Source organism: Pseudomonas fontis (assembly GCF_028656955.1).
Lineage (GTDB): Bacteria > Pseudomonadota > Gammaproteobacteria > Pseudomonadales > Pseudomonadaceae > Aquipseudomonas > Aquipseudomonas fontis.
In genome coordinates this window covers 13,970-24,825 of the sequence record NZ_JAMDGY010000025.1, presented here as the reverse complement: position 1 = coordinate 24,825, position 10,856 = coordinate 13,970, and the positions used below count along the sequence as shown (strand labels likewise).

16 protein-coding genes are annotated in these 10,856 nt (G+C 58.2%); 1 reads left to right on the top strand and 15 read right to left on the bottom strand.

All coding sequences use genetic code 11. From position 1 onward, the window contains the following. Positions 1-25: 25 nt before the first annotated feature. From M5G11_RS11160 to M5G11_RS11135, 6 genes are all read right to left on the bottom strand, one after another. Positions 26-268, bottom strand: coding sequence for a DUF1799 domain-containing protein (locus M5G11_RS11160; RefSeq protein WP_273911296.1), 243 nt, complete (start codon positions 266-268; stop codon positions 26-28). 77 nt (positions 269-345) lie between these two features. Next, positions 346-726: a phage tail assembly chaperone gene (locus tag M5G11_RS11155; RefSeq protein ID WP_273911295.1), complete on the bottom strand. Its 381-nt coding sequence runs from the start codon at positions 724-726 to the stop codon at positions 346-348. 2 nt (positions 727-728) lie between these two features. After that, on the bottom strand, positions 729-1,400 hold the full coding sequence (locus M5G11_RS11150) for a phage tail protein (protein WP_273911294.1): 672 nt from the start codon (positions 1,398-1,400) through the stop codon (positions 729-731). A gap of 68 nt (positions 1,401-1,468) precedes the next feature. Next, complete coding sequence (locus M5G11_RS11145; RefSeq protein WP_273911293.1) at positions 1,469-1,888, bottom strand: phage tail terminator-like protein; 420 nt, start codon at positions 1,886-1,888, stop codon at positions 1,469-1,471. Next, positions 1,885-2,541, bottom strand: a complete 657-nt coding sequence (locus M5G11_RS11140) for a hypothetical protein (protein WP_273911292.1) — start codon at positions 2,539-2,541, stop codon at positions 1,885-1,887. The genes M5G11_RS11145 and M5G11_RS11140 overlap by 4 nt, the downstream gene beginning before the upstream one ends. Continuing rightward, complete coding sequence (locus tag M5G11_RS11135) at positions 2,538-2,906, bottom strand: hypothetical protein (protein ID WP_273911291.1); 369 nt, start codon at positions 2,904-2,906, stop codon at positions 2,538-2,540. Before M5G11_RS11135 ends, M5G11_RS11140 begins: the two co-directional genes overlap by 4 nt. Positions 2,907-2,933: 27 nt before the next feature. On the opposite strand from M5G11_RS11135, the gene M5G11_RS11130 reads away from it, so the two are divergent. Next, on the top strand, positions 2,934-3,242 hold the full coding sequence (locus M5G11_RS11130; protein WP_273911290.1) for a hypothetical protein: 309 nt from the start codon (positions 2,934-2,936) through the stop codon (positions 3,240-3,242). Here M5G11_RS11130 and M5G11_RS11125 read toward each other — a convergent pair whose 3' ends face one another. The 9 genes from M5G11_RS11125 to M5G11_RS11085 all read right to left on the bottom strand — a co-directional run bounded on the left by M5G11_RS11125 (position 3,243) and on the right by M5G11_RS11085 (position 10,828). Further along, positions 3,243-3,746, bottom strand: a complete 504-nt coding sequence (locus M5G11_RS11125; RefSeq protein ID WP_273911289.1) for a DnaT-like ssDNA-binding protein — start codon at positions 3,744-3,746, stop codon at positions 3,243-3,245. A 55-nt stretch (positions 3,747-3,801) separates the two neighbouring features. Further along, complete coding sequence (locus M5G11_RS11120; protein ID WP_273911288.1) at positions 3,802-4,392, bottom strand: hypothetical protein; 591 nt, start codon at positions 4,390-4,392, stop codon at positions 3,802-3,804. 48 nt (positions 4,393-4,440) lie between these two features. Then, on the bottom strand, positions 4,441-5,388 hold the full coding sequence (locus M5G11_RS11115; RefSeq protein ID WP_273911287.1) for a major capsid protein: 948 nt from the start codon (positions 5,386-5,388) through the stop codon (positions 4,441-4,443). Between the two features lie 11 nt (positions 5,389-5,399). Further along, positions 5,400-6,116, bottom strand: a complete 717-nt coding sequence (locus M5G11_RS11110) for a hypothetical protein (RefSeq protein WP_273911286.1) — start codon at positions 6,114-6,116, stop codon at positions 5,400-5,402. A gap of 83 nt (positions 6,117-6,199) precedes the next feature. After that, the gene (locus tag M5G11_RS11105) at positions 6,200-6,523 is read right to left on the bottom strand and encodes a hypothetical protein (protein WP_273911285.1); all 324 of its coding nucleotides are present in this window, start codon (positions 6,521-6,523) and stop codon (positions 6,200-6,202) included. Positions 6,524-6,552: 29 nt separating this feature from the next. Beyond that, positions 6,553-7,644: a minor capsid protein gene (locus tag M5G11_RS11100; protein ID WP_273911284.1), complete on the bottom strand. Its 1,092-nt coding sequence runs from the start codon at positions 7,642-7,644 to the stop codon at positions 6,553-6,555. Beyond that, on the bottom strand, positions 7,619-9,079 hold the full coding sequence (locus tag M5G11_RS11095) for a DUF4055 domain-containing protein (protein WP_273911283.1): 1,461 nt from the start codon (positions 9,077-9,079) through the stop codon (positions 7,619-7,621). Before M5G11_RS11095 ends, M5G11_RS11100 begins: the two co-directional genes overlap by 26 nt. Further along, entirely contained in the window at positions 9,079-10,380 is a 1,302-nt protein-coding gene (locus tag M5G11_RS11090) for a terminase large subunit domain-containing protein (RefSeq protein ID WP_273911282.1), read from the bottom strand. The genes M5G11_RS11095 and M5G11_RS11090 overlap by 1 nt, the downstream gene beginning before the upstream one ends. Then, positions 10,367-10,828, bottom strand: a complete 462-nt coding sequence (locus M5G11_RS11085) for a DUF2280 domain-containing protein (RefSeq protein ID WP_273911281.1) — start codon at positions 10,826-10,828, stop codon at positions 10,367-10,369. Before M5G11_RS11085 ends, M5G11_RS11090 begins: the two co-directional genes overlap by 14 nt. Positions 10,829-10,856 lie beyond the last annotated feature (28 nt).

Sequence of the window (10,856 nt, the reverse complement as noted above, 5' to 3'; positions counted from 1 at the left end):
ACTCACCTTGAATAGGCGCCCGTGGCTACGGACGGTTTTCTCTTTCCTCCGCCATAACGCGCAGGGCTTCGCCTTCCAGCACCTGGAGGTCCGGGAAGATTTCAGCGAGTTTCTTTTTCTTGATTCCGAGGAAGCCGGCCACGTCGCGAATGCATGTGTAGTCGAGGCCGATCGCGCCGCCGGCGCCTGCACGCCACTGAGTCGACATGCGGTTGAATAAGAAGAATGCCGGCCAAAGACACGGCCAAACCTCAAACTCCTCTTCCATGTCCCCTGCATCCCAGCCAAATGCGGCGAGTTGCTCCGCATCAGGGGGAGGCTCATACAGGGCGCGGGCGGCGCGGATCAGTTTCCCGTGCGAGCCTTAGCAAAAGCCGATTGGTAAGCGTCCACCACAGCCTCGGTTGTTCCGTGACACGAGGTCACAAGCGCCTTGATGCTCTCGTCATCGAACTTGTCGTCGAACTCCCACCCGACGACCAGATCCTTAATCTGCTGCATCTGATTCTCGGTATCAGCGGCAACAATTTCCGACACCGTCGGCTTTTCACCAAAACGCTCAGCACCATCATTACGCCGCTGATTCCATTCATCGAACAACGCAGCCAGCTCGATCCGGTTTCGATACTTGAAAGTGAACTCAACCTTCACCGGATCCTGGCCAACTACCGGAATCATCACTGCCCCGAGAAACGTCGGCGATTGGGCAATCTTGAATTTCGCCATGATTAAGCCCCGCCGCCAGCAACAGCTGATGCGCGATACGCGGTGATCTCTGCATTGATGGTGAAGCCAAACGCTACGGCGGCACCTTCGTTACGCACCAGGGTCGGGCTTTTGTTGAAAGACGCGTAGCCGGCGTAGTAGATCGTCTTGCCGTTGGGCAAGGACATACGCAAGATCCGTACTTCTTTCTCGCGGTCGGCCTTATCCAGCTCTTCGTACCAGGCCAGGCTGTCGTCGTCAGCGAGTTGGAATGAGAACGCCTGAGCGCTCTTGGTGGTTGGAATCTGCTTGTCGCGGCGCGCCTCAAGCGGCGCATAGGTCCAGTACTGCTGCTCACCGCCGGACATCGAGTTGCCGATCACCTGGTTCACTGCAACCCAGCCAGTAACCTTTTTGGCAGTGCCTGCACTGATGCCGTCCGGGAAGAACGACGTGTTGGAGGTATCGATACCTTCCAGAGTGAAGGCGCCAGCAGCAGCGGCAGCGACACGCACGGCGCGCTCGTTGATGTCTTCCCAGCCAGAAGTGACCAGCAAAATGTCACCGTTCGCGAAACCGTTCGCAAGGGCCGTAGCCACGCCTGGATTTGCGTTTGTAATGCTTGTGATACTTTTCGCAGCTGCGAAGCCGGTGGAGATTGCCAGTGTTGCCCCGTTGGGGAAGTAAACAGACATGGGGTTTCCTCTTTGCAGAAATGACAAAACCCGCACAGGGCGGGTTCAGGATTTGCCCAACGGGCGGGTTATGGCGTGGTGTCGGACCTGTATGAAAACGACAGCGGGACGGTGTAGGTTGAGTCGCCAGTAATGCCGGGGCCCTGGTCAACTGGTGTCATTGGTGTAACGACGACGCCGTCTTTCGTATCCCGCACATAAAGCGGAAACATCTCGGTCAACTCCGCCGCAATCGGGTTTGTTTTGGTCTTGCCGGTGCCCGCCGGCGCGATAATGCTCACTTGAAACACGCCGGTGTACAGCCGGTGATCACCGCCGAGCGTGTTGCTCGCAGTGTCACCCTGGATCGTGAAAGCCCGCAGGTACGTTTCGCCAGTCGCCGGGGTGTAGGCGGTGTTCTCGAAAACGATCTTCAGCTTCTCCACCCTGGCAGCGTTCCAGGCGATGAGCTTTGCCTCGTAGATTGAGGCGATGATTGCGTGACTCATACCTGGTTGTTCCTGATGGCCTCCAGCACGATCTGCTGAAAGCGAGCCACGGTTACCCGGACCATGCCGCCGGGGGCCTGGGTCGAATGACCGAACTCCAGCGGGATCGCGTAGGGCAAGTTGTTGACGATGAAAGCTGTCTGCCCGGCCTTGAACTCAATAGCGCCCGCCACAAGCCTTGCGGTTGCCTCGGTTCCTGTCGGGTCTGGGTGAATACGGAAGCTGTTGTCGACAGAGCCGATGGAGAAATTCCAGTTCGCCCGAAAGCGGCCGCCAACATAGTCCCGGCCAGCCACCAAGCCATTCACGCTGAAGTTCTGGTCGCGCTCGGTCTTCGTTAGCGGTTTGGCATATTTCACGCCGCGCTTGAGGCTGCCCGCCTTCGTGAAATTCGATTCGTTCAGGTTGATGAGCGTATTGCGTACAGCGACTTTGAAGTCGTAGTCATCGGCAGCGCGGGAGTTGGCCTCGCGATGAGCAACGTTGGCAGCCCATATCTCAGGGTTACCCACGGGCGATATGCGAATAATGCTACTGCCGATCTCGATGATGATCTCGCGCACACTGGCGTCAATGGCCTCACTTGTCTGAGCGGCGAACTCGGCCAGGCTCAGGGCGAAACTGCCGGATTGTCCTGCACCCGCCCGACTCATGACCGCACCTGCAGCTCATACAGGATCGGCGTGCCGGCGGGGTTGATCTCTTTCAGCGGCGGAACGATTGACCAGGTGCGACCCTGGGCGATCACCTTGTCGAGTAGGTCGGGCGCCCAGGCCAATCCCTGCGCGGCGATCTTGAGCTTCTTGTCGCCCTGGCGAATGAGGCTGTTGTTTTGGAATTCTTGGCCGGTGAAGTCGAGCAGGATGCCTTGGGCCGTTTGCTCGACGGTTCCGCCTAGCGCCTCGCCTCCCGTCTCGGGTTCGTACTCGCCCGGCTCAGTCTTGCTGATGGTCACGGGCTGACCGAATTCCGTGATCATAGCTAGTGCCGTTAAGGCCATACTGTCGTAGAAACCCATAAACAGTCTCATCCAAGGAAGGGATTCATGAACAACCAGCAGCGAGCTGCACTGATCTTCGGTGCCTTGCAGAACTACATCTCATGTCGCACGGATCTGAAGCGTTTTTATCGCTATGAGTTAATGTTGGCGATTCAGGATACCTTTGAAAAAACGGCCCTTCAGCCTTACGTCTCCAGGGCACAGTATCGCTGCTGCCCCTTTTCTAACGAGGAAAGCCTTCACGTCAACTATGAGGCAGCAATCCACCTAGTCGTACTGATAGGAAGTGCAGATGAACTAGCTCCGCAACACCTTTTCTACAATTGGTGGTGCCACGACGTATCTAATATCTGATCAAGCTCTGACTGCAAAAAGACCGCGTTTCAACAGATAATCCGCAAGCTGCGTTGCACTTGGCCGGTCTGGCGCCGCCGGCAGCAGCCGATTGCTGGTGTTTGGGATGGCCGCGTACTGCCGCGTCACGGCCCCCTCAACACGATCCAGCAAGACAGCGCCTTTGCGCTTCTCAACTGGGTCAATATCGTCCTGATGAATCTCAGCGGCCAGGGCCATTTGCCCATACTGGATCCGCGCCGGAAGGTAGTTGTTCGGCTTGATCTCATGATCCAGCAGCACTTCCCGGCGCGGCCAGGACAAGGCCTGCTCGCTGCTGGTCTTGCGACCTCTCCAGGTCATGCCATCCATCGCCAGGGCGGCACGACGCAGCAGCGCTTCCTGTACTGGCACTTCCTCTGGGATGACCACGCCGAACTTCACGGCGTACATGGCCAAGTCTTCGGCAGATGCGTAGCTTTCGGCGTCAGGCTTGCCGGAGCCGTCCTCGATGATGAGTGTCATGCGTCAACTCGCTTAGTGGTTTGATTCGGGCGCCGGTGAACGGGTACCCGGATTATTACGCCTTTGGCAGTTCCGCAACCGCCTTTTCCAGCGATTCTACCGAGGCATTCGCCCGATATTGCACGCTGGCCGCATCGAGCTGCGCCTTGAGACCTGCGATCTTCTCGACGTTGTCGACCGGCTGATCGGCCATTGCCTTGAGGTGTACGACTTCAGCACGGAGTAATTCAGCCTCACCCGCCAGATCGTCGCGCTCTTTCGTCACCGAGGTAACGAGCCCGTGCACGGAATCCAGTGCATTGAACAATCGGATCGGCAGCTCGCCGGCTCTCGGATGCTCTAGCGGGGAAAGACCTTCAACAGCTTCAACTAGTCGCAAGATGCCGTCGCGCTCGCCGCGAAGGTTGTCGTTTTCCTGTTCCAGGTCGGCAATGATGGCATCGTTCGAATAAACCAGCTCGACAGCCAAAGACTTCGTCACCGAGACCTCGATTCCCACTGCCTCGTAAGCCTCGACTACTTTCGGCCATTCGCCCATCACCAGAACGTGAGTTACGCCTGCCTCCGCACGGTCGAAGTGTGCAGGGTTGCGATAGCGTTTTTCTGGATCGAAGTCTGTAGTTTGAGCGGAGTAAACGAGTTCCATGAAACCTCCAGGGCGACCCATACAGGACGCCCGCTGTGAATAAGCCGATTACGGCGCCGACAGATCGATCAACACGCCAGCGGTGACCTTGTCGCTCGTCGCGTACTTGCTCCAGTTGGCCCCGGCACCGATCGAAGCCAGGTTCGGATTCACACCACCGGTGGAGTCCTTCCAGCTGTAGCCCAGCAGGTCCAGGTTAAAGGTGCCCTCCGCACGGAAGCCCATCGCCAAGTTTTCTTGGTTGTCGATGTTGTACGAACGGAAGCCAGGTGCCTGGGATTCGGTAATCTTGATCGCACCGGCCTGCAGGCCGAAGATGGTTTCCGCTGGGATGGTGTCCGAAACCAGAACCGGCTTACCCATGGTTCCCGGCTGACCGCCATAGATGACCACGCCAGCTTCTTCGTAAACTTTCTCAGTGATGGCTTGGTCGACCATATCGAAGTAGGTGGCCGAATCCATGGTCCACAACGCGATCCGCCCGAAGCGATCACCGAACTTACGCATGCCCTTGGTCAGGGCCTTCTTGCCATCGACGGCAAAGCTGGCCTTCGCCACCATGTTGGGGTTAGCGCCGATGGACGCCTTCAGCGCTGCCATGGCGTACTGGATGTAGCCCTCGAGCACCGCATCTGCGTAGTCCTGGCCAACCAGTTCGGAGAACTCCTCCGGCGAACGTGCGCGACGTTTGAAGGCCTCTTCAGTGGTTTCGTATGGGCCGTATTTGAACGGCACCTTTACGCCGACCATTTCGCCGGAGCCGATTTTCTGACCTGCAACCGTGGCCACCGAATTCACATCCCGGTGGGCAATCGAGCCACCGAGTTTGTAGAAGGCGCGCTTACGCAGATCACCCTCGATCAGTTCGTTGTCGAGAATGAGTGCGCCGTTCGAGGAAGCGTTGAAGATATCGATAACATCCTGGATACGCTCCAGGTAGGCGGTTTGAGCAAGATCGTTGTAAACGATCATGTCCGAGTTGACGGTAGTCGCCATGAGTCACTCCATTATTTGGGCAATTTCAAGTACGCGTCCTGGCCGTGAGCAGTGATGTATTCACGCTTGGCCACTGGCGTCATTTCAGAACGTTTCAATGCGGCCCCACCGCCATTTCCAGCACCAGCAGCCCCGCCGCCAGATGCCTTGCTACCCGCGATCAACGGCGCGAAGGCCGTGTTGTTTGCAAACTCTGCTTTCAACTCTTCCAGAGAAGACGCCGAGAGCTTGCCCTGTTTGTCGAGCACGACAACTACAGGCTTCCCGTCGCGCTGCTCGACACTCAAGCGACGCTCAATGTGGGGCAACAGAGCCTCTGCACTGCCAGGAATTGCCAGGGCAGACGCGATATCAGTCGCGGTACGGCCGACGGTCAGGTCCCGGATCTGAGTGCTCAGCGTTCCACGCTCCTGCTCCAGCAGGCCGTTCAGCTCAGCTTCACGGCGGCTGTACTTTTCAGACCAGGACTTTTCAAGCTCTTCGACGTTGCCCGACTTGCGAGCGGCTTCTTCACGCTCCAGTCGGGCCTGCTCTTCGGCGTCCTTGCGAGCTTTCTCGGAGGCTTTCTTCTCGCCGAGCAGCTCATCAACCTTGGCCTTCAGGCCGGTTACATCTTCTTGTTGCGGCAGACCTTCAATGCCGAGTACGAACTTGCCGTCCTTCTCGGTGTAAAGAGCGCGCACGGCTTCATCTACCCCTTCCAGGGTATCCAGTTGGAATTTCAGCATTGATTGTCTCCCAGAGACTTAGGTGCAGGCCCTGCCTGCGGGCATAAAAAAACCCGCCGAAGCGGGTCTGTCTTTTTCATCTGTTATTTGATGTAGCTCATTCGTATAACTTCAGCAACACGAGCCCCATACGGTTTCTGTCCGTCAGCCTTGATAACTAAGTCATCCAGCCCTTCCCAAAGCACCTTGGCTTTCTGGAGGAGATCAGGAAATGTAGCAACAAATAAAATAATTTCCTTGGCATCATTATCCAGTCTTCCGGCGGCAATTGCTTTCTGAACAATCCCGCCAAGCATTGCCAATTGATCTAAAGCTGCCGGCCAATTATTTGCGTCAATTGCGCATTGGAAAAAGTAAATACAGATTTCAACCTCATATTTTTCGGAGACTCTCAGGCTGTAAATCATGATTGACTTCATATTGAACGGAAGGCTTATTAATCTATCAAACCCGCACGTTCGAATGCCAGAGGCTCAAGCGCCTTCATCTGCACAAGCGTCAGCGGTGCAAAGTTTCGATCAAGCTGCAGTTCGGCAAAACGCTCGACGCTCAAACCACCTTCGCGGAATAACTTCGCCCGAACCGGACCGATAGCCTTGTCTTGGAACGCCGCCGGCTGCTGCTTGAGCCAGTCATAGTAGCTGAGGTCTGCCCTCACCTGCTGGGCACCGCTGTCGCCGATAGAGGCACGCGTGGCGTCCTTGGCGAACAAAGCGCTAAACCTCGTCACCGCCACCACCGTCGAGCGGCAGTTGATGTGGATCGGCGGCCTCGGCCCCTCAGTAAGCTTGAACCTGCGTTTATCCAGCGTCCGGCATTGGTTGGTGGTCTTCGAATCCAGGGTGCTGACCCACTCCACTGACTGCACGACGTCGCTGTTTTCCTTCAGCGTCTCCATGCGCGCCTGGGTGGCCACGTGCTGCACCGCCGTCCGCACGATGGCGCCGGCGTTGCGGTTGGTCGTGGCCAGGATGCCGTCGTTGTACTGGAGCGCCTTGGTACCGCGAATATTCTTGATGATCTGGAAGTTCGTCTGGCCCTCGAAGAAGCCCTGCCTGATCGCGCCTGTGAGGCGCTGCCGCTCGGTGGCGGTGAAGCCATCAATGAATGACTTGAGCAGCTTCCCGCCATCAGCGCCGCGCACGCTGAGTGGATTGGTGAGGATTGCCGCCCTGATTGCCGCCGCACCTGGCACCGCAGCGTCGAACGAAACCCCAACCGGGGCCGCCCGGGTCAGGCTGGTCGCTTCAAACTCGGCCTCGTAATTGGCGATATCCACCAGATCAAGGTTCAGCTTCTCGCTATACCGGTCGAAGATGCCCAGCAGCAGGCTGTCGACCTCGCTCAGCAGCCGCTCAAGCCGAGCGACGGTGTAATCCGTCAGATCGGCCCGGGTCAGCCGATCGCGGATCGAGCGGTCGATCTCCTTGAGGAACGGCGCGAACTTAGCGACCTCCCCCGACTTGAGCTGCTCCAGGAAGACGGCGTGCCGGATGGTGGCGTCAAGGATTGCTTGGTTTGCCGCCATTTAGGTTCGCCTCGTCGTCATCCAGGTCAGGCCCAGTGCTTTGCGCTTCCAGTTCGCCCCGGATTTCGTCGTCTGTTTTTTCTGGGTTGATCACTCCGCGATCGCGCAGGTACTGCCAGAAGTCGCCCTCGGGCAGCTTGCCGCCTTGCACCGCATTGAACAGCGCCGCCAGGATCGTGGCGTCCAGGGTAATTTGACTGAAGTCCTGGTTAAGCTTGTAGACCACCTCGCCGGGGGCGTTCACGAACTCAGCCATCCATTCCAGGCACTGGCTGTAGGCCTCGCTGACGTTGCTCACCACCAGGGAGAGAACGCTGTGTTCAGCGGCGCTGTCGTTGTCGGCCTGGGTCGCGGTCTTCACCGCGCTACCGCGTTCGATCAGCCGGGCGCCGAGGGACACCATGTCCTGCTTCTTGGCGTCCATGGCCTCTTTCACAAGCGTATTCGGCTCAGGCTGAGCAAACCCGCACGATCCGTTGGCAGGGAGCGTCAGCGGTGCCCTGGAGCCAACGTAGATGCCGTTGGCCTCAAGGTGGTCGCGCCAGGCTTCGTCCAGACCAGAGATCCAGAACTGAGGCTGCCCAGAGAACCAGACCGAGTCTTCGTAATCCGCGCTGTTGCAGTAATGGCCGATGTTCAGCACCGCCATGTCGTACAGCGGTGCGTCGTCAATGCTGGTGTCGTTGTTCTCGCTGCCGAGAAAGTGAAACGGGATGATCCGCCAAGGCTGGCCCAGGCCGTTCAGCGGGGTGAAGGGCGGAATGATCATAGCCGTCTGACTTTTGCCCTCTTCCCACACCTCCTGGGTATAAACTCCAGTGTCATCCAGGCGCAGCACGCGATATTGCGTAACCTTTTCGCTACCGAAGCCGTCATCGGTGTCGATGTCCACGGACTCCTGCAGAACCACCAAGCTCAGCAGGTGCTGGCCACCGACCTTGCGAGTCTTCCAGTTCCTGATGGATTCAGCCGGGTAGCTCGCAACACTCGCCCGCGCGCGGCCCGCCTGCTCGTCCGCCTTGCTCACCGTGCCACCCCGAACAGCGGCGTAGTCCACCAGCAGGCCATGCCGGCCGACTTCGAGCAGGTGCCCGATGACCGATTGCGACTGCTGATAGACGCTCACGCCCTGCCCGTCGATGTCAGTGGACACATAATCGAGTGCGCCGGGGACAGTTAGGGTTGGCCAGGTGCGGAACACGGCACCGACCAGGCTGTGCTTCGTACGCCCGGTGGCGTTGTAGAACACTGCCCGCTGCCTGTACGAGTTGTACCGCTCAAGATTTTCCGGGCTAGTATCGTGCTTGTTGGGCCTGGGCAGGTAAACATCGCCGCGACCCTTTACCGTCTCGGAGCCCTTACACACGTCGCGCACCAGCCGCCAACGGGACTTTGCCGCGTCGTATTCCGGGCGGGTGTATGTGACGTCTGCCATTAGCGGGCGAACCCCATTTTGATAGCGGTGACCGGTTTGATAATCGGGTACTCGCGATGGATGAAGTAGCCGCCAGCGTCGTTCGCGTGATCGATGCCGGCGGTCTTGTCAGGCTCCCCGTTCGCACCCCACACCTGCTGCTCCAGGCCATCGGCGTAGGTTGGGCAGGTGAGCGAGTTGATCAGGTAGCGGCGCTCGCCCTGCGCATTGCAGAAGACGGCGTTCATAGCGTTGATTCGGTCCTTCACCGGCGGGTTTGCCGCTGGAGCGATGACGGCGAACCCAGCCTGCTTGAGCATGGCCAGGTCGGTGATACTGGCGTTCACGGACTTGCGCGAATCACCCGAGGCATCCGGGTAGATCCTGATTTCGCAGGTCTTCTTGAAGTCGTTGCCGTCGTGCTGCCAGTAGCGCTCTTTGATGCGCCGGATCATGTCGGGCGTGTCGTAGCCGTCGATCAACTCATCCACAGCCCTGGGCAACCCCTGGTCGCGTTTGACATGGGTGATGGCCGCCATCTTGCCGACGTTGAAGTCCATACCGATGAACAACGGCTCGCCGGGCTGCACAGTGTCGAAGCATCCGTTGAGCTTTCGGTCGTAGGCCGTGTAGATCGTGCCCGACGTCAAGTTGACGAACTGGCCCTTGAGGTACGCCATGATCAGCTGTGGCGGATACGACTCCATCAGGGATGCGATGTAGTCATCCGGCAGGTTCAGCTCGTTGTCGAACGTGCTGGCTTGCACCAGGCCATACATCTCCTTGAGCGAAGGTTTGTCGCGCAACTGCTTCACGAACTGCAGGAAGACGAACTTGAAGCCTTCCGGTGTCGTAGTGACGTCCACCCCGTTCTTCAGCCCAGGCAGGTTGTAACGCATCCGGGCAATGATCTTGCGCCAAGCCTGCTGCGCCTTGATGGCCGTCAGCACGTCTAGCTCATCCACCAGGGCATGTCCGATCTTGAAACCGACGATAGTCTGCGGCTTTTCCATCGATCGACAGATCACTGTGCCGCGACACTGGCGGCCGCTGTAGATGTGAACCTCGTGGTTCGCCTGGTTGATCTTGGTCTTCAGCCCCCAGTCGTAGGCCACCTCATCCATGGTCGGATAGAAGATGTCCCGGATCTGCGGGTAGGTCGGTGCGAAGTAACCAGCGTTGACGCCGGGCCACTCCATGAAGTGCTTACTCAGGGCCGAGCATCCGACCCAGGTCTTCCCAGAGCCGAAGCCAGCAACAAATGCTCGAAACTTGTGGGGCAACAGGAGGAACTGCGACTGCGGAACGTTAAGGCTCGGCATTCGGCTTCCTCGCATCCACTACGTCGACCTGGATGCGGGTCGGGATCACCGGTTCGTCGCCGGCCTCTTCCTTCCGGGCTCGGTTCACATAAATGTCGCCGGTTTCCTTCGCGGCCTGTTCGAGGATCTGCATGGCCAGACCGATGTTCTTCATCGTCTCGGCCTTCTCCACGAAACGGTTCATGGCGCGGAGGCGGAAGGCTCGGTTGGCGATTGGGATATCAGCTGTCTCTTCTCGGAATCGTTTCCGGGTATCGTGGAACAGGGTCTGCCACTTAGCAGCCAGGTTCACACCGGCGCGCTTGGTTGGGTCGTGCTGCTCGACCTGCTGGCGGGTTACATCAACATCGAATTCTTGCTTCACCGCTTGTGAGACTTGCGTCGGAGTGTCAAAGCACGCCAAAGCCTGAACGATGAAGGCTTTCACATCGTTTTTCAGGGCTGCCATAGATTGGATTCCGTCTCATGCCTGTCTC

Excerpts from the sequence above, each read along its gene's own strand:
- M5G11_RS11160 (WP_273911296.1), bottom strand. The coding sequence starts at position 268 with ATGGAAGAGGAGTTTGAGGTTTGGCCGTGTCTTTGGCCGGCATTCTTC.
- M5G11_RS11155 (WP_273911295.1), bottom strand. The coding sequence starts at position 726 with ATGGCGAAATTCAAGATTGCCCAATCGCCGACGTTTCTCGGGGCAGTG.
- M5G11_RS11150 (WP_273911294.1), bottom strand. The coding sequence starts at position 1,400 with ATGTCTGTTTACTTCCCCAACGGGGCAACACTGGCAATCTCCACCGGC.
- M5G11_RS11145 (WP_273911293.1), bottom strand. The coding sequence starts at position 1,888 with ATGAGTCACGCAATCATCGCCTCAATCTACGAGGCAAAGCTCATCGCC.
- M5G11_RS11140 (WP_273911292.1), bottom strand. The coding sequence starts at position 2,541 with ATGAGTCGGGCGGGTGCAGGACAATCCGGCAGTTTCGCCCTGAGCCTG.
- M5G11_RS11135 (WP_273911291.1), bottom strand. The coding sequence starts at position 2,906 with ATGGGTTTCTACGACAGTATGGCCTTAACGGCACTAGCTATGATCACG.
- M5G11_RS11130 (WP_273911290.1), top strand. The coding sequence starts at position 2,934 with ATGAACAACCAGCAGCGAGCTGCACTGATCTTCGGTGCCTTGCAGAAC.
- M5G11_RS11125 (WP_273911289.1), bottom strand. The coding sequence starts at position 3,746 with ATGACACTCATCATCGAGGACGGCTCCGGCAAGCCTGACGCCGAAAGC.
- M5G11_RS11120 (WP_273911288.1), bottom strand. The coding sequence starts at position 4,392 with ATGGAACTCGTTTACTCCGCTCAAACTACAGACTTCGATCCAGAAAAA.
- M5G11_RS11115 (WP_273911287.1), bottom strand. The coding sequence starts at position 5,388 with ATGGCGACTACCGTCAACTCGGACATGATCGTTTACAACGATCTTGCT.
- M5G11_RS11110 (WP_273911286.1), bottom strand. The coding sequence starts at position 6,116 with ATGCTGAAATTCCAACTGGATACCCTGGAAGGGGTAGATGAAGCCGTG.
- M5G11_RS11105 (WP_273911285.1), bottom strand. The coding sequence starts at position 6,523 with ATGATTTACAGCCTGAGAGTCTCCGAAAAATATGAGGTTGAAATCTGT.
- M5G11_RS11100 (WP_273911284.1), bottom strand. The coding sequence starts at position 7,644 with ATGGCGGCAAACCAAGCAATCCTTGACGCCACCATCCGGCACGCCGTC.
- M5G11_RS11095 (WP_273911283.1), bottom strand. The coding sequence starts at position 9,079 with ATGGCAGACGTCACATACACCCGCCCGGAATACGACGCGGCAAAGTCC.
- M5G11_RS11090 (WP_273911282.1), bottom strand. The coding sequence starts at position 10,380 with ATGCCGAGCCTTAACGTTCCGCAGTCGCAGTTCCTCCTGTTGCCCCAC.
- M5G11_RS11085 (WP_273911281.1), bottom strand. The coding sequence starts at position 10,828 with ATGGCAGCCCTGAAAAACGATGTGAAAGCCTTCATCGTTCAGGCTTTG.